The sequence below is a fragment of the Enterobacter cancerogenus genome (assembly GCF_019047785.1).
In the GTDB taxonomy this organism is placed as follows: domain Bacteria; phylum Pseudomonadota; class Gammaproteobacteria; order Enterobacterales; family Enterobacteriaceae; genus Enterobacter; species Enterobacter cancerogenus.
Genome location: NZ_CP077290.1, coordinates 3,879,281 through 3,895,416, shown reverse-complemented (window position 1 = coordinate 3,895,416; position 16,136 = coordinate 3,879,281). Strand labels below are relative to the sequence as shown.

Annotated in this window: 15 protein-coding genes; 6 read left to right on the top strand and 9 right to left on the bottom strand. The window is 57.9% G+C overall.

From position 1 onward, the window contains the following. Nucleotides 1-106 precede the first annotated feature (106 nt). The 6 genes from I6L58_RS18310 to I6L58_RS18285 all read right to left on the bottom strand — a co-directional run bounded on the left by I6L58_RS18310 (nt 107) and on the right by I6L58_RS18285 (nt 7,207). Nucleotides 107-1,024: a bifunctional helix-turn-helix transcriptional regulator/GNAT family N-acetyltransferase gene (locus I6L58_RS18310; protein ID WP_088209442.1), complete on the bottom strand. Its 918-nt coding sequence runs from the start codon at nt 1,022-1,024 to the stop codon at nt 107-109. Nucleotides 1,025-1,186: 162 nt separating this feature from the next. Next, nucleotides 1,187-2,506 carry an amidase family protein gene (locus I6L58_RS18305; RefSeq protein ID WP_088209464.1) on the bottom strand — a complete coding sequence of 440 codons (1,320 nt, stop codon included), beginning with the start codon at nt 2,504-2,506 and terminating at the stop codon, nt 1,187-1,189. 62 nt (nt 2,507-2,568) lie between these two features. After that, nucleotides 2,569-3,864, bottom strand: coding sequence for a histidinol dehydrogenase (hisD, locus tag I6L58_RS18300; protein ID WP_006178070.1), 1,296 nt, complete (start codon nt 3,862-3,864; stop codon nt 2,569-2,571). After that, entirely contained in the window at nt 3,865-5,007 is a 1,143-nt protein-coding gene (locus I6L58_RS18295; protein WP_088209443.1) for a nuclear transport factor 2 family protein, read from the bottom strand. Nucleotides 5,008-5,168: 161 nt separating this feature from the next. Then, nucleotides 5,169-6,140 (bottom strand): nuclear transport factor 2 family protein, encoded by a 972-nt coding sequence (locus I6L58_RS18290; protein ID WP_058608452.1) that lies wholly within the window; start codon nt 6,138-6,140, stop codon nt 5,169-5,171. Continuing rightward, entirely contained in the window at nt 6,137-7,207 is a 1,071-nt protein-coding gene (locus I6L58_RS18285) for a LacI family DNA-binding transcriptional regulator (protein ID WP_088209444.1), read from the bottom strand. The genes I6L58_RS18290 and I6L58_RS18285 overlap by 4 nt, the downstream gene beginning before the upstream one ends. A 343-nt stretch (nt 7,208-7,550) precedes the next feature. Between I6L58_RS18285 and I6L58_RS18280 the strand changes: the two genes are divergently transcribed. The 6 genes from I6L58_RS18280 to I6L58_RS18255 all read left to right on the top strand — a co-directional run bounded on the left by I6L58_RS18280 (nt 7,551) and on the right by I6L58_RS18255 (nt 13,667). Further along, nucleotides 7,551-8,789 carry an MFS transporter gene (locus I6L58_RS18280; protein WP_088209445.1) on the top strand — a complete coding sequence of 413 codons (1,239 nt, stop codon included), beginning with the start codon at nt 7,551-7,553 and terminating at the stop codon, nt 8,787-8,789. Between the two features lie 75 nt (nt 8,790-8,864). Beyond that, nucleotides 8,865-10,187, top strand: coding sequence for a histidinol dehydrogenase (gene hisD, locus I6L58_RS18275; RefSeq protein WP_088209446.1), 1,323 nt, complete (start codon nt 8,865-8,867; stop codon nt 10,185-10,187). 3 nt (nt 10,188-10,190) lie between these two features. Continuing rightward, on the top strand, nt 10,191-10,955 hold the full coding sequence (locus I6L58_RS18270; RefSeq protein WP_088209447.1) for an SDR family NAD(P)-dependent oxidoreductase: 765 nt from the start codon (nt 10,191-10,193) through the stop codon (nt 10,953-10,955). A gap of 8 nt (nt 10,956-10,963) precedes the next feature. Continuing rightward, the gene (locus tag I6L58_RS18265) at nt 10,964-11,707 is read left to right on the top strand and encodes an alpha/beta fold hydrolase (RefSeq protein ID WP_088209448.1); all 744 of its coding nucleotides are present in this window, start codon (nt 10,964-10,966) and stop codon (nt 11,705-11,707) included. Then, nucleotides 11,689-12,480, top strand: a complete 792-nt coding sequence (locus I6L58_RS18260; RefSeq protein ID WP_006178080.1) for an HpcH/HpaI aldolase family protein — start codon at nt 11,689-11,691, stop codon at nt 12,478-12,480. The genes I6L58_RS18265 and I6L58_RS18260 overlap by 19 nt, the downstream gene beginning before the upstream one ends. Nucleotides 12,481-12,491: 11 nt before the next feature. Beyond that, complete coding sequence (locus I6L58_RS18255) at nt 12,492-13,667, top strand: cupin domain-containing protein (RefSeq protein ID WP_088209449.1); 1,176 nt, start codon at nt 12,492-12,494, stop codon at nt 13,665-13,667. A 60-nt stretch (nt 13,668-13,727) separates the two neighbouring features. On the opposite strand, the gene I6L58_RS18250 is transcribed toward I6L58_RS18255, so the two are convergent. From I6L58_RS18250 to tssE, 3 genes are all read right to left on the bottom strand, one after another. Beyond that, nucleotides 13,728-14,225 carry a hypothetical protein gene (locus I6L58_RS18250; protein WP_088209450.1) on the bottom strand — a complete coding sequence of 166 codons (498 nt, stop codon included), beginning with the start codon at nt 14,223-14,225 and terminating at the stop codon, nt 13,728-13,730. Nucleotides 14,226-14,335: 110 nt separating this feature from the next. Beyond that, nucleotides 14,336-15,667: a VasL domain-containing protein gene (locus I6L58_RS18245; RefSeq protein ID WP_088209451.1), complete on the bottom strand. Its 1,332-nt coding sequence runs from the start codon at nt 15,665-15,667 to the stop codon at nt 14,336-14,338. 24 nt (nt 15,668-15,691) lie between these two features. Then, entirely contained in the window at nt 15,692-16,135 is a 444-nt protein-coding gene (tssE, locus tag I6L58_RS18240) for a type VI secretion system baseplate subunit TssE (RefSeq protein WP_006178084.1), read from the bottom strand. Nucleotide 16,136 lies beyond the last annotated feature (1 nt).

The window sequence follows — 16,136 nt, the reverse complement described above, 5'->3', positions numbered from 1 at the left end:
ATACCCTTAAGGCGTCACTACACGTACTGGTACCAAATTAAGGAAACTGGTACCAGATGGTATTCATCTTTGGTTTATACAAAACAGAAATACAAGAAGACGATTGCTACATTTTTTTCAACATGTATATGTCACAGCTGTCATGGCCGGTATTGCCAAGTCGTGCAATATGCTTGAATCCAAAAGCTTCGTAGAGATGCACGGCATGCTTCAGCTCTTTAAGTGTTTCAAGATAACAGGCGTGGTATCCCATGACTGAAGCCTGAGAAAGAATAAAAGCGATCATTCGTCTGCCCAGCCCCATCCCTTGTACTTCGCTTTTGAAAAATAACTTCTGCATTTCGCAAATGCCAGTTTCTCCGTCCAGTGACGAGAGTCCCGCTCCCCCAACAATCATTCCATTTGCTTCAGCAACCCAATATCCGGAACCGGGATGCTTATAGGCTTCACTTAAGGAATCGAGTTCTGGATCATGGAGACTTACGCCTTCAAGATGATCGATTTTATTCTCACGAAAGCTATTACGGATAATTTCTGCGATTGCGGCGTTATCTTGTGGCTCCAGACGCCTGATAACGATATTTGATTCACGCTGGCGACGTGCATTACGCAAACTACCTGAAAAGTGCAGTAAGGATTTACGTAAAACCTGAATTTCTTCCTCAGATGATGATGCGAGAGCGTCCACAACAAATCTGTCGGCGTTTTCTTCAAGCTTAGACAGGAGTTGCTTTCCGGAGTCGCTTAATCTGTACAGAGAGGCTCTGCCATCCTGGGCGTCATTTTCTTTAAGCAGGTATCCCTCATCACTAAGATTCTTTAGTGTGCGGCTCATACTTGCTTTCTCAACGCAAAGCTTCGAGGCGAGTTCGGTACACCCCTCAGGACGATTGCTGAGTTCAATCAATATATGACTCTGGAGAGGGGATAACTCGGTTCCACTTGCTTTACGGCTGAGCATACCCAGTTCTCTGACCATTTCACGCAATGTTGCGCGGAAAGAACGAATTTCTGACTGTTCCATAGTCCGGGACCTTCAATGATGTGAAGGCGTATGATACATAAAATAGTTAACGGTGTTAACTATGTTGTCCGTTTTTCCAAAATTCTCGATCTGTGATGATCAGAATTATCCGAAGACCTCCTGAGAGCCTGCACTGCACAAGCCCTACGAAATGTGTGCACCCTAACCCTTCCACCACTTCCCACCCAACACCTCCTCACAACCCCGCGCCAGCGCCAACAACCCCGTCTCCTCCGCCTGCACCGATAAAATCTCCATGCCTACTGGCAGCCCACTGCGGCTCACGCCACAGGGCAAGGTTATTGCAGGCAGACCGCTTATCGCGGACAACTCAGGCGCGCAGCCGGGCGGCATTTTCGCCATGCTGTCCGGCAACCGCTGTACCGTGGGATACACAAATCCATCCAGCCGCAGCTCCTCCGCTACATGGCACAGGTTCTGGCGCAGCTGGCGCTGAAAACGCCGCCCCGCCAGCCAGAGCGGGGTTTTGAGCGTGTTATACGTCAGCATCTGCCTGAGAAAGGGGGCGAACTCAGGCAAAAATGCGCCGGAGTCGATAATGTGCTTCAGCCCGGCAGGTGCATCAGGCTGTTTTGTCAGCCAGTGATCGATCGCCACGCGAAATTCAGACAGGCTCAGGCAGGTCGCCTGTCTGACTTCATCCATAAAAGGTAATGCTATCTCAACCAGCGTCGCCCCTGCCCGACTCAACGCATGCAGCGCCAGGTTCCAGACCGCCAGCTGCACGTCATCGCTTCCCTGCAACGCGGTTATCACGCCGAAGCGCACACCTTTCAGCGAACGTGGCGGCAGCGGAATCGGCGGCAGACCGTGGATGATGGCGTGCAACATGGCCGCATCTTCCACGCTGTGAACCATGGGCCCAACGGTATCTTTACTGGGAGAGAGCGGCGCCACACCGTCCAGCTGCGCGCGGCGATAGGCTGGGCGCAGCCCTACCAGCCCGGTATAGCTACAGGGAATACGAATAGAGCCGCCGGTGTCAGTTCCCAGCGCACCATCGGCCATGCCAGCGGCCACCGCGGCGGCGCATCCTCCGCTGGAACCGCCGGCGGTCACCGACGGGAGAAGCGGGTTTGCCACATCACCGCCCAGCGAGCTTCGGGACCGCACGTCAAATGCAAACTCGGACATATTGGCCCTGGCGAGAATAATGGCGCCGGCCCGGCGCAAACGCTGTATCACCCGCGCGTCTGAGGACGCCCTGAGCGAGGCCAGCGCCCGGCAGCCAAGGGTAATGGGCAGCGGCGCGCAGGCAATATTATCCTTGATAATCAACGGCACCCCGTGCAAAGGCCCGATATGCTCTCCGCGTTGACGCTGCTGCTGGCACCGTTTCGCCAGTAGCATGGCGTCGGGGTTAACGCCGAGGATGGCGTTTAGCCCAGGCTGCTGTTTTATCGCGTTAAGCCGACGGGCGATTTCATCCGGGCAATCCTCCGGTGGTATCAGGCGCATCATGGTCATGCGTGAGAATTCCTGTGCTAAAAGCCGGGCGCATGTCGCCCGGCGCTGTCTTTGATTTAGTCCCGCATGCCTGAGGTGATCGCATCGATGTCCTGCGCACGCAATCGGATCTCCGCCGCCCGTCGATGCCCCTGCATCCCTTCAGTACGGCTCTGGCGGATCGCCGGTTCCGCAATTGCCGGGATGCCCTGCTCATCAATCCACTGATGGGTGCAGATTTTGACATACGCCCCCACCCACAAGCCGCCGGTATAGCGCGCCGCCGCCATGGTTGGCAACGTGTGGTTGGTCCCGCAGCATTTATCGGAGAACACCACGCTGGCGTTCTGCCCAATAAACAGCGAGCCGTAGTTGCGGATCTTCGCCGCCGTGGCGTGCGGATCGCGGGTATGCACCTGCAGATGTTCCGTCGCCATATGGTCAGCAAAAGCGATAAGTTGCGCTTCGTCTTCGCAAAGTACAATCTCGCCCTGTCGACGCCACGCCTCGCCTGCCGTTGCCGCCGTGGGCAGGCTGGCCAACTGGCGCTCAACCTCAGCCAGCGTACGCTCGGCAATCTCCCGGCTGGTCGTCGCCAGCCCGACGCGGGTATGTACGTCATGCTCTGCCTGGGCCAGCATATCAGCGGCCAGAATACGCGGGTCGGCGCTGTCGTCCGCTATGGTGAAAATCTCGCTCGGCCCGGCGAGGGCATCAATGCCGACTTTGCCAAACACCTGACGTTTCGCCTCGTTAACAAAGGCGTTGCCTGGCCCCACGATTTTATCCACCGACGGTATGCTGTCCGTTCCCCAGGCCATGGCCGCAATCGCCTGCGCGCCGCCAACTTTGAAGATGCGATGCGCGCCCGCCAGATGGCACACCGCGATCATCGCCGGATGCGCGCCCGGCGGCAGACAGGCAATGATCTGTTCGCAGCCCGCCACCGTCGCCGGAACAATCGACATCACCGGCGCGGAGAGGATCGGATAGCGTCCTCCGGGGACGTAGCAGCCCACCGTCTGCACCGGGATGATCCGGTGCCCCAGGTGCACGCCCGGCAGGGTCTCGACCTCCAGCGGCTGCATGGTCGCCAGCTGCGCCTGGGCAAAACGGCGCACCTGACTGATGGCAAATTCACTGTCGCGACGGGTCTGGGCGTCCATACCGGCAAGTGCTTCGGCAATCTCCTGCTCGCTCACTTCGAACTGGGCTGGCACAACCTTATCGAACTGCTGTGAATAGGCCCTTAGCGCCGCGTCACCTTCATCTTTTACCCGCGCAATAATGCCGCTGACCGTCTCCGTCAGCGAACGATCGGCCTGTGCATCCTGCCCCTGCGGATGCTTGATCCAGATTACGTCATTCAACATTTACGCATCCTCCATCTGGCCAAGTTTGATTTGCGCCAGCAGCGCCAGGTGATCGTAAACCACCCACTCATCAACAATTTTCCCGTTGAGGATGTGGTAGTGCGACATCCCCATCACGAACAGCCGTTCTCCGGTCGGTTTACCCAGCTCGCCGTAACCCAGGTGATGCCCTTCGATAATCCAGCGAACCGCCACCTTCACGCCGCCCTCGTCGCAAGGGGTGGAGCAGATATGCTGCGGCAGCCACGCGCCGTCAGGGATCATACCCACCAGCGCCAGCGTCTGGTGGGTCACTGCCGCCGTTCCGTACAGCTCTTTCATCAACGGGCCGTGCCACTGCACGTTCGGGGCATACACCTCTTTGATTTTGCCGAACATCCGGCGGTTGTAGATCTCATGCAGCCAACGCAGGCACTGCTCTTCCGTATCGCTGTGCGCAAGAGAAACATCGCACGCGATCTCCGGCGGATATTGCCCCAGCATGCGGCCGTTTTCGCCGATATCCATCACGCGGAAGCCTTTATCAAACTGCTCTTTGGCCATATTAAAGGCGACTTCATCGGTGTTAAGGCCAAGCTGTTTCATTAACGACATGTTGTCGCTGACCACCCACTCGCGATAAATTTTGTTCTCGTGGATCATGCAATCCGCCACGGTCCGGGTAACAAATGTGCGGTTGGTCGGTTTGCCTAAATGGCTGTACTGGGTATGGCGCCCGCTTCCCGTGACCAGATGCGAGGTATAAAAACCGTCGACATCATTTCCGTTCCAGATAACCTGGGTTGCCATGCCGCGGCGTTCCGGGAAAGCAACCAGGCGCTGCAATGTATCCTGCACCACCTGTTCGCGGTTATATAACGTCCCCAGCGCGTTATAAAGCACGCAGTTATGGGTATAGTGGGAATAAATTAAGCCCACGTCTCGCTCATCCCATATTTTATGGGTGCAGCGAACAATATAATCGACGATATCGGTATAGCAGTCGTCAAAGCCTCTTAATGACTGCGCACGCGGGCGATTCTCCGGCACCAGATCGACAAAATCACGGCGCTCGACCTGTAATACGGACTCTTCTTTAAGCGCTTTCACGCTGCTTTTTTCGGGTACGGCTGGTGCTTTATTTGTTGCTTCAGTGGAAGACATATAAACTCCTGCTCTATTTTCAGAAAATATACCCGTAATACTTCGCGTTGCAGATGCGTTGGCTACGCGAATTATTTAGGGTATAAGAACCCGCACCCGTAAGTGAGGGTGAATTAAAAATGATGAGTATTGGCAGCGGAAATAAGGAGGCTGCCGCCCCGTTAATTAAATATTTGCGACCAAATCGCTAATTCATCAATACCTAAATATTCACGGAAAATTAACCCATCGCGTAATTCAAGCTGGGTAATACCGGTGACTGAAACAGGTTTACGCGTCGGCGCGCCAAACTTGCCGTATCCGTCATGCCAGGTCAGCAGCGACCAGCGCAATGAAATGCGAACCGGCTCGTTGGGATCTTTACGCACAACCAGGTGGTGCAGTTGCGTTTCGCTGTCGGCAAACGAGGCGCGGTAGCCGGAAAGCTGTGCGCCGATCTCCTGTTCACCGGTACAGGTGCAATGGCCGGGCGCATAGAGCGTTGCCGCCGGGTGGTATAAACCGGGTACCACGCCGCTGTTGCCGCCCGCCCACATCGTCAGGTAGCGCTCCACCACGCCTGCAAGTACACCTTCCACATCATCGCCTTCTGGGCCTCCCGCCCAGCGCGCATCCAGCGTCTCGGCGGAAACAGACTCCAGCCCAAGCTGCTGACGCATGGTCGCCAGGTTAAAAGCAAACTCGCGGATATCCAGCCCCAGTTGCGACACGATAGCGGCGCGATCCTGCAGCAGCCACTCCTGACGCACGGCTCCGTCGACGCAAATGCGATCGGCCCACGTACGTACCCAGACATTTTTGCCGGTTGGCGGACCAAAAAAGCCCTCCCCCTGATGCTGGATCCGCGCGACGGTGCGCTGAGCGGCATAGTACTCGTCACCCGGATTCTGGCTACAGAGGATGTCCTCGGTCAGCACGGTGCGCTGCGGAAAACTGTGCATCGCCTCAAGGGTGAGGCGCATAAACTGTGACAGCTCATGCAGCTGTTTTTCCGGGGTGGTAAATACCACTGGCGTGGCGTAAAAATCCGCCAGCTGGCCTATGTCTTTCTGCTCCCATACCACGTGTGTCAGCGTCAAAATAAACTGCTGGATGGAGTCGAACTGTGGGCTGAAGCCCCGCAATCTGGTCATTTGAGCTCCTTAGTCTGGAATAGCGATAAGCCATCTTTTTCGATAACGCCACTGCGCGGGCGGCGGGCTGAGTGGCGAATAACCAGCGTACCGGGCACCGTAATCTGCTCAGGCTCTATGGTTTCGCTTTCAATTTGCTTCATTAATAACTCGACCGTGGCGTCCACCATTTCGCCCACCGGCTGTGATGCAGAGGTTAAGGCATAGGAGGGCCAGCCTGAGGGACCGATGTCGTCGTACCCGACAACGGACACCTCCTCGGGAATGCGCAAACCAAACGCATAGCGTGCCACATCCATCACCGTCACGGCCATATGATCGTTGGCGACAAAGACCGCATCCGGCACAGGCGGTGCCGAAAACAGAGCATAGGCTGCCTGCGTGGTGTGCTGAACGTCGTAATTGCCATTCACCACCTGCACATCGGTGATGCCGTGCTCTTGCAGGGTGGAGATAAACCCGCGCTGACGGGCGATATTGACCGGGGAGTCAGGCACGCCGCCAACGTAGGCGAAACGCTTGTGCTCCCCCGCCAACAGAAACTCGGCTATCTGCCGTGACGCCGCCTCGTTATTGCTGTTGACGCTGGAGGCCATCCCACTCTCTTCGCTGCGGTTAAACAACACCACCGGGATCCCGGCGGCGAGGCACTCCTCGGATAACTCCAGCGATAGCGTGACCGATGCCAGCACGATACCGTCCACGCGGTACTGCATAATCTGGTCGAAAATGCGGTCGACATTGCCTTCCCGGTCGCCGACAAACAGCAGCAGGTGATAGTTCAGCGTATCCAGCTTTTGTGCCAGCGCCTCCAGCACCTGCGAGTAAAAGGGGTTATCGAAGTAAGAGATCACCACCCCAATAATGCGCGAGCGGGCCGTGTTGAGCGACCGGGCTATCGCGTTTGGACGATAACCAAGCTCACGCGCCGCTTTCAGCACTTTTTCACGTGTTGCCGGTGAAATGCTGGCCCCGGGCGTGAACGTTCGCGACACCGCGGATTGCGATACCCCCGCCAGCTGCGCGACCTGTTGAGATGTGACTGCTGCAAAAGTCTTACGTTTCATTACCCCGTTTTCCTTATCAACGACTTACCCACGTTCATTCTGTTCACGGACCGCGAAAAAGCCCCTTTTTTCACCTGTTCCGGACGCTTCAGCAGGTGGGTGTTTTTTATACTTACACCACCTTTGCATGCGTATGCAACACAAAAAAATAAAATTCTCACAACAAGATCGAGATCACTTTACAAACATGAAACCTTTTCGTAACTTCAAATCTTGAATACGTATGCAAAGAGTTTTCATACCGTCAAAGGTACCGGAGAGAACAGGAGTCGCCCAAAGGATTGAACCGGTAAACGTCGTACTTGGCTGGTTGTAACCCATTACTTTTAAGAGGTTCAAAACCATGTTTCGAGCACTGTTACGCCGTCGGGAAGCCCGGCTCTTTTTCATCATCAGCGTCCTGTTCTTTATCTGTATTCACAGCATCGATGCCTTCCTGGCACCAATGATGATCAACCAGGGCTTCGAGCCACAGATAATGGGCATCATTATGGGGGCGTCCGGGCTGGCTACGCTGCTTATCCGTTTCCCGTTGGGGATCATCTCCGACGTGGTAAAGAGCCGCAGGATTTTTATTCAAATCGGTTTACTGCTGCCCATTATCGCCTGGCCGATCGCCTGGTTCGAGCCTAACGCCGTCACGTTATATATGGCTAAAGCGGCTGACGGCGTCACGGCGGCCACGTGGGTGCTGTATAACATCTTGTTCATTCGCTATTTCGACCGTAACGAAGCCCCGGCGGCCGTGGCGCTGCTGGCGCTGGCCGGGCCGATCGGCGTGTTCCTCGGCAACTGTATTGGCGCCGTGCTGATCCACTACTTCGCCAACAACATCGCCTTTTTCGTCTCCTGCATCTCGGCCCTGGTGGCGCTGATCCTGACGACCCGCATTCAGGACGTTCATGATCCGGTGCAGGCTCCCACGCTGAAAGCCTGCATCACCGGGGCGCGACAGCAGCTGGCCGACCGTTCCGTCTGGTTGATTGGCATCCTGGCGACCATCGTGATTCTGGTTCCCTTTGCCACTCGCGACACCCTGACGCCGGTCTACGCCGAACAACTGGGCGCCCGGGCAGGGATCCTCGCCCTGCTCGGTAATATCCATCTTCTTTTTTACGGGCTGGCCATCGCCCTGTGCAGCTCGGTGTTTTATCAGCGCCTTGGGCTGGTAAAAACCGCCGTGCTCGGCATCGTGTTACAGGTGATCTCGACGCTTGGCATTCCTTTTACCAGCAATTTATATGTCATTTATTCGCTCCAGGCGCTGGCAGGTTTTTCCTTCGGCATGGCGTTTGCGGCATTTATGTCGCTCAGCGTGGTGAATACCACCGCCGATGAACAATCCACCCGCATGGGATTATTCCAGACGATCTATTCCTGCGGCATGTTTGTCGGGCCGGTGATGATGGGCGTGATGATGCAACATATTAATATCTCGTCCGGTTACCTGTTAATTGCCGCGCTCTCGGTCGTCGCTGCGATTGCCACGCCGCTGTCCGCACGCTGGGTTTATGCCCGTAAGGCGCAACACGCGTCCCGCTTATTAAAAAACGGGGCTTACGCCGCCGCGCCGGATCAATAACACATTCTGCAGTAATTCATTTATCCCGGTTCGCCGGGAGGGCAACTGACATCTTAAAAAGGTAAGGAGAAGCGTGTGTCCTGGAAATTAAAAAGCGGTAAAAGTACCGAAGAGCGCCAGCAGGCGAATCAGCAGGTCAGAGAAAAAGTTGAACATATCCTGGCGGATATTGAGAAGCGGGGAAATAAAGCCATTCGTGAATTATCGATTAAATTCGATCGCTATGACCGTCAGGATTATCGCCTGACGCCAGCGGAGATCGACCGCTGTATAAAACAGTTAAGCCGCCAGGATATTCAGGATATTGAATTTGCCCAACAGCAGGTGGCGAATTTTGCCCGCGCGCAGAAAGAGTGCCTGCGGGATCTCGAAATTGAAACGCGCCCCGGCGTGATCCTCGGCCATAAAAATATTCCGATCAATGCCGTGGGGTGTTATGTCCCCGGCGGGAAATATCCACTGCTGGCCTCTGCCCATATGTCCATCATTACCGCCAGCGTGGCGGGCTGCTCGCGGATCATCAGCTGTGCCCCGCCGTTTAACGGCGAACCCGCTCCGGCGATTGTCGCGGCACAAAAGATGGCGGGCGCAACGGAAATCTATGCCCTGGGCGGCATTCAGGCGATTGGCGCAATGGCATTGGGCACCGACTCGCTGGCACCGGTAGATATGCTGGTCGGCCCCGGCAACGCCTTTGTTGCGGAGGCCAAGCGCCAGCTCTTTGGCCGGGTGGGTATCGATCTGTTTGCCGGACCGACGGAAACGCTGGTCATCGCCGATGACACCGTAGACGCAGAAATATGCGCCACGGACCTGCTCGGGCAGGCCGAACACGGCGTCACCACCCCTGCCATTCTGCTGACCAACTCCCTGACGCTTGCTAAAGAGACGCAGCAGGAAGTGGAGCGGCTGCTGGAAAAACTTCCCACTGCCGATATCGCCCGCCAGTCGTGGCAGGATTATGGCGAAATCATCGTCTGTGACAGCTACGAAGAGATGCTGGCCGAGGCCGATCGCATCGCCTCCGAGCATGTTCAGGTGATGACCGACCGGGACGACTGGTTCCTCGCCAGGCTGACCAACTACGGCGCACTGTTCCTCGGCCCGCGCACTAACGTCGCCTACGGCGATAAGGTGATCGGCACCAACCACACGCTGCCAACGCAAAAAGCCGCGCGCTATACCGGCGGGCTGTGGGTCGGCAAGTTCATGAAAACCTGCACCTTCCAGAAGGTCCTCAGCGACGAAGCCACGGCCGAAATCGGCAGCTATTGCTCCCGCCTGTCGCTGCTTGAAGGATTTGCCGGACACGCCGAGCAGGCCAATATTCGCGTGCGTCGCTATGGCCAGACAGACGTGCCCTACGCGATGCCGGCCCCGGTCAGGGAAAAGGTGTAATCCATGACGCTTGTACAAACGCCCTCTTTCGCTCTGCACGGCAAACGCGCGCTGGTGACAGGTGGCTCGCGAGGGATTGGCTTCGCCGCTGCCGTCGCCCTCGCGCAGGCGGGCGCAGAGGTGTGGATTGCCGCCCGCAACCGCGAGGCGCTGGACCAGGCGGCCGATCTCGCCGCCGGGCATCGGCTCACTCTTCAGACGGTAACGCTGGATATCACCGACGCCCGGGAGGTGGACCGCGTGCTGGCGACCCTGCCGGAGATCGACATTCTGGTGAACAGCGCCGGGCTGGCCCGCCACCAGCCGTTTCTTGAGGTCAACGAAGACGACTTCGATGCGGTGATGTCGCTTAACCTCCGCGCCACTTTTTTCGTCAGCCAGCGCGTGGCGCGGCGTATGCGGGCGGGTGGTCGCGCCGGATCAATCATCCATATCTCATCGCAAATGGGGCACGTGGGCGGCCCCGAGCGGAGCGTTTACTGCGCCTCTAAGTTTGCGCTTGAAGGGTTAACCCGCACGATGGCGCTGGAGCTGGGCGAGGCCGGGATCCGGGTCAATACGCTGTGCCCGACTTTCATTGAAACCGATCTGTCGCGATCGGCGCTGGAAGATCCGGCATTTCGCCGCTACGTGCTGGAGAACATCAAGCTGCGCCGGTTAGGCCGACTGGAAGACATTATGGGGCCGGTGGTGTTCCTCGCCTCCGAGGCCGCCGCGATGATCACCGGCAGCGCCCTGATGGTTGACGGCGGCTGGACGGCAACGTGAGGCACGCAATGGAAAACGCTCTGCTGGATAACACCGACCTGCCGCTGGTGCTGCTTGGCGGCACGCTGTGCAACGCCCGGCTCTGGCAGCCTGTGATTGAGCGGTTAAACGTGACGGCGGTGCTGTGCGTCACGTTGACGGGGGCGGAATCGGCGCGGCAGGCATCGCAGCGTCTGCTCAGCGCGCTGCCGCCGCGCTTTTTGCTGGCCGGGTTTTCGCTGGGGGCAATCGTCGCGCTGCACATAGCCGCTGACGCGCCGGAAAGGCTTAGCGGGCTGGCGCTGATATCTGCCAACCCGCTTGCCGATCCGCCGGAAAACGCCGCACCACGGCGGGACGCGGTGCGCACCGCCCGGGCGCAGGGAATAGTTGACTGGCTGGTCCCGGCGCTGTGGCAACGTTACGTCGCCCCGTCGCGCCTCAACGACCGGGCTTTACAGGACATTATCTGTCAGATGGCAAGCGAGTGCGGTGTAACGACCTTTGCTCAGCAAACGGAAATCGCCATTCACCGGCAGGACAACCGGGCGGCGCTGGGCCATCTCTCCTGCCCGGTAGTGATCCTTAACGGCGCGCAGGATCCGATCTGCACGCCCCATCATCATCACTTACTGGCGGCAAGCGCCGCGAACGCAACCTGGCATACGGTGGCATCTGGCGGGCATTTTATTCCGCTCGAGACCCCGGATGAGGTCGCATCGCCGCTGCGCCAGTGGATTACGGAGTGCATATCGTGCGCAAGAACACACTAAAAACCGCCTTTCAGGACAATACCCCCATCATCAACGGCTGGCTGGCGATCCCCTCCGGCTACAGTGCGGAAATTGTCGGGCAGCAGGGCTTTGATGCCGTAACCGTCGATCTCCAGCACGGCATGATTGATTTTGCCAGCGCGCTGACGATGCTGCAGGCGCTGTCGGCCACGCCTGCGGTGCCGCTGGTGCGGGTGGCGGATAACGATCCGGCGCAAATCATGCGCGTACTGGATGCCGGGGCTTACGGGGTGATTTGTCCGATGATCTCCAGCGCCGAGGAGGCCCGCCGCTTCGTCGCCGCCTGCCGTTATCCGCCGCTGGGCGTACGTTCCTTTGGTCCGGCGCGGGGCCTGCTTTACGGCGGCAGCGATTATCCGCAGCACGCCAACGATGAAATCCTGACGCTGGCGATGATCGAAACCCGCGAAGGGCTGGCAAATCTTGACGCCATTCTCGACACCGACGGGCTGGATGGCGTGTTTATAGGCCCTAACGATCTCTCGCTGACGCTGACGGGCAACGCCAGCGCCGAATCCCAACACCCGGAGATGCTTGCTGCCGTTGAGCGGGTGATCGACCGCTGTCGCCAGCAGCAAAAAATCGCCGGGATCTTCTGCACCTCCGGCGCGGCTGCCGCAGCGCGTATTGCCCAGGGGTTTCATTTCGTTACCCCGGCAAACGACGTCATGCAACTGGGCCGCGCCTCGCGCGAAGCCATCGCCCTTGCGCGCGGTAACGCCATTCCTGCCACCGGCACATCCGGCTATTAAAAGGAGAAACGATGAACGCTATCCATCTTACCCAGAGCCAGGCGAGAAGCCGACTCATCACCCCCGATGATATGGTCTCCTGCAACCTTGCTTTTATTGACTGCAAGCTGCCCGGCTCGCACCTGAAGCAAAACTATTCGTTTATTGGCCCGGGCGTCACTCAGTCCTCCGAGCAGGTGGTGAATATTCCCGAGCCGCACGGTTTTAACATAGGCGCGGCGGCCATGCCGAAAGGGGTAACCAACAACCTGCATCTGCATTTTACGGCGGAAGTGTTCTTAATCCATGAAGGGACATGGCGTTTTCGCTGGGGCGCGCAGGGTGAACATGAAGCGGAATTCAGCGCCCCGGCGATCCTCTCCATCCCCACCTGGATTTTCCGGGGGTTTACTAACGTCAGTAAAGAGGACACCAGCGGCATGGTGTTCACCGTTCTGGGCGGCGACAACACGGGCGGGATCATCTGGCATCCGTCGGTGCTCGCGGCCGCCAGTGAGTACGGTATGTATTTAAGCAAAGAGAATATGTTGATTACGCAGGAACCCGGCGAGCCGCAGCCTGACCCCGCCACGCTGCTGACGCCGCTGTCGGAGGCGTATATTGCCGGGCTACGTGATTACAGCGTTGAGGAGATGCGCAAGCGCGCGGTGACAGGCGATGACCGTTGCTGGTCGGCACGGGGACTGCTGGACTCGGTGTTGCCGGGACACGGCGGCGAAATCGCGCCCGTTATCGGCTTTGGCATTTCCCAGGACCGGGATTCCTGCCCTGCGATTGTCAGCCCGCACGGTTTTTCCGTCGAGTGGCTGCGGCTCGCGGACAATTGCGTCACGGGCCGACATGTGTGTCCTGACGTGCAGGTCATCATGGTCTTTAAAGGTAAGCTTGAGGTCACCTGGAATGAGGCGGGCAAGGAAGTGAGTATTATCGCACCGGAACGGTCGGTCATCTCCATTCCGGCAAACAGCTGGCGGCGCTACCGCGCGATAGAGGGGAATATGGAATGCATTTTGACAACCCAGGGCGATCAACGTAAACGCCTGTACTGGGATGAGGAGATCCTGCAGCAGGCGAAAAATCATAACCGCTGTCTCGATCCGGATGGTTATGTCGCCGATGCCGATATACTGCCCGCCACGGCCCGCCGGGCTGGGGCAAAACGTGAAAAATGGCAGGCAGATGCCTGAAGGTATGCCTGAAACGAAAACTGGCGCAGCAGGTTGCCTGCGCCCGCTTTCCGGCCCCGGTCAGGCCAGCTTGTCGAGCGCCTGGAAAAAGCGATCTTCCGTCATGACGACATTCGCTTTTGCATCCTGATGCTCACGCCGGATAAACCAGCCGGTTTCCGGTGCCATGCTCAGGTGATACGCCTGGCGACTTTCAGGCGTCTCTATCCGCATTGTCACACAGCCCCGCTCCGCTCCGCGGCAGAGTTGTTCCGGTACAATGCTGGCGCTACGGTCTGCGTTCTGGATCCGGATAGTGGTTACCGGATACCGGCATATGCCGCAGTTCAGACTGTAACCAATCGTACTGAGGTCGTGTATATGTTTTGTCGATACGACAACCTCGATGCTTGACCCCGCAAACCACTCGCTGATTTGCTCCGCCAGCTCGTCCATCCGCCCACAAAACAGCCGGATCTCAGCCTCCGCAGACGATTTGCCGGGTGGGGTGATGTCATTATTTTGCTGCACTTTTTTAAAAAAACGTTCTTTGGCTGACACGCTGTCGTCCCTGTTCATTTTCACATGCTGTTAAGCCTGGTCCAGCGCACCGTGCGCTGAGCGGCCATCTTCAATTTTATCGTTGTAATGCTGTAATCGGGAGTCTGAAACTCATCATTGCACGAGGGTTATTGTGCCGTTTGTTGTTTGAGCACCGCATAGCGGGTAATAAGCTGTTGCAGATGCTGCTCCGTCTGGCTCTGCTGTGCCGCTGGCCAGGGCCGATCGTGCGGCAGGACTGAAAGCTGGCGCAGTTGTTCTTCTGCCGGTATGGCGCGGGTAAACGACTGCGTCATCGCAAACACTGCCGACTTGAGTTCGCTGACCGTCATGTATTTGCCACGCTTTTCATCCAGCGCGTTGAGCCGGTTCGCCAGCTGCTGGAGCTGGATCATCCCCTCATGCCAGCCGTTCAGCTCCGGTGCAGGAAGCGCGGCGGCAGCGACCTGCTGCTGCCACTGCTGTGCCAGCGGTTTCGCTTGTTCGGGCCACAGAGTAAGGGCCTGACGCACCAGACTATCGCCATAGCTGACGGCCCAGTCCGGTTTCAGCCGTAACAGCTGCGTCAGCTGTTGCTGCGTTTTGTCGATACCCGACGCGGGGGATGGCGACATGTGTCGCAGGGACTGTAGCTGTTCGGTGGATAGCGCGGCGGGTAACGGGGCCAGCGTGGCGGCGAGCTGCGTCTGTGCCGGGTCAGGCTGATGAAGTGCCTGCCAACCCCACGCGGCCGCACCTGCCACCACCAGCATGGTCAGCATACCGGCCGCAAACGGCTTCCAGGGTTTAACCGGGGGTGTACTTTCGGTCGCCACCTGCACATTCGGCAGCGGATCGGGCTGTACCACGTATACCCATTTCACCTGCTCTTCCGGGTTGGAGAGGCTTTTTTCAGGCGTGAGCGCCGCGTCATGGGGCACACTCACGCCGGTGTTGTCGCTGTTTTCCAGCCGCGCCGCCGTGTTATGCATCAGGATGCGCAGGGCATCAAGCTGGCTGGCGTGTTTCAATTCCAGACGCTGCAACACCTCACCCAGGGTATTCAGATGTTCCTCCGCCTGGTAGAGCTGGCTCAAATCCGCATACGTTAGCGTCCGGGTGCGCATCGCCTGCTGTAGCCGCCTGCTCAGCGCGCTGAGGATCTCCATTCGCGCGTGGACCGGCTGCGGCCAGATTTCTCCCCACTGCCGGGCAACCAGCGTAGCCAGGATCGCCAGACCTTCATTCATGCCATACAAACCGGCCAGTTGAGTACGGGCAAGCGTATACCAGGCGGTGGTCTGCAGCTCAATCCCGTTGTGCTCAAACAGCGAGAGGCAGAGCGTTTCCGCAAGCTGCCAGTTAACATCCGGGCGTGCCGGATGCGTCAGCTTGTTCATCTCATCGCGAAGGGCGGCATAATCCGCAAGCGTGCGCGGATCGCCGCCGGTATTAAGGTGGCGCTCAGAATGTGTCGTCATAACCGTTTTTGCCTGAGAAAAAAACTAGATTGCGGCGCGTACATCGAGGTACTGCTGCTGTTTCAGATGGCGGATTAAGACCCTGCCTTCCGGCATAAACTCGGTACCGTAGCGCACCAGTCCGATGCCCTTTAGTTCCGCATCAATGGCGTAGCGCAGCTCGCCAGGCTGCCTCTGATCCAGCATCACTACGGTGATTTTGCTCAGGCGCGGCTCGTATTTCAGCAGCACGGCGGAGAGCGTCGTGATCAGCTGGTGCGCGGTGCCGGGCATCCCCTGGAGGATTTTGGTCATATCCGGCAGGCCGTAGTCCGGCAGATGTGCCAGCGTCCCGGCGCGGCAGTTGAGAATGCGCTGCATGTTGTCCAGCACTGAAAGGATGAGCTGGTTCTCCTCGCTGACGCTGTTCAGGTCGAGGCCGCCGGCGAAGTTGCCGAAAAGCGTTTCATACAGAGACGGACGTGGCATT

What these genes read in the sequence shown, in the direction of transcription:
- I6L58_RS18295 (WP_088209443.1), bottom strand. Translation starts at nt 5,007, where the DNA reads ATGTCTTCCACTGAAGCAACAAATAAAGCACCAGCCGTACCCGAAAAA.
- tssE (WP_006178084.1), bottom strand. Translation starts at nt 16,135, where the DNA reads ATGCCACGTCCGTCTCTGTATGAAACGCTTTTCGGCAACTTCGCCGGC.
- I6L58_RS18245 (WP_088209451.1), bottom strand. Translation starts at nt 15,667, where the DNA reads ATGACGACACATTCTGAGCGCCACCTTAATACCGGCGGCGATCCGCGC.
- hisD (WP_006178070.1), bottom strand. Translation starts at nt 3,864, where the DNA reads ATGTTGAATGACGTAATCTGGATCAAGCATCCGCAGGGGCAGGATGCA.
- I6L58_RS18280 (WP_088209445.1), top strand. Translation starts at nt 7,551, where the DNA reads ATGTTTCGAGCACTGTTACGCCGTCGGGAAGCCCGGCTCTTTTTCATC.
- I6L58_RS18250 (WP_088209450.1), bottom strand. Translation starts at nt 14,225, where the DNA reads ATGAACAGGGACGACAGCGTGTCAGCCAAAGAACGTTTTTTTAAAAAA.
- I6L58_RS18285 (WP_088209444.1), bottom strand. Translation starts at nt 7,207, where the DNA reads ATGAAACGTAAGACTTTTGCAGCAGTCACATCTCAACAGGTCGCGCAG.
- I6L58_RS18255 (WP_088209449.1), top strand. Translation starts at nt 12,492, where the DNA reads ATGAACGCTATCCATCTTACCCAGAGCCAGGCGAGAAGCCGACTCATC.
- I6L58_RS18290 (WP_058608452.1), bottom strand. Translation starts at nt 6,140, where the DNA reads ATGACCAGATTGCGGGGCTTCAGCCCACAGTTCGACTCCATCCAGCAG.
- I6L58_RS18265 (WP_088209448.1), top strand. Translation starts at nt 10,964, where the DNA reads ATGGAAAACGCTCTGCTGGATAACACCGACCTGCCGCTGGTGCTGCTT.
- I6L58_RS18305 (WP_088209464.1), bottom strand. Translation starts at nt 2,506, where the DNA reads ATGATGCGCCTGATACCACCGGAGGATTGCCCGGATGAAATCGCCCGT.
- I6L58_RS18270 (WP_088209447.1), top strand. Translation starts at nt 10,191, where the DNA reads ATGACGCTTGTACAAACGCCCTCTTTCGCTCTGCACGGCAAACGCGCG.
- I6L58_RS18310 (WP_088209442.1), bottom strand. Translation starts at nt 1,024, where the DNA reads ATGGAACAGTCAGAAATTCGTTCTTTCCGCGCAACATTGCGTGAAATG.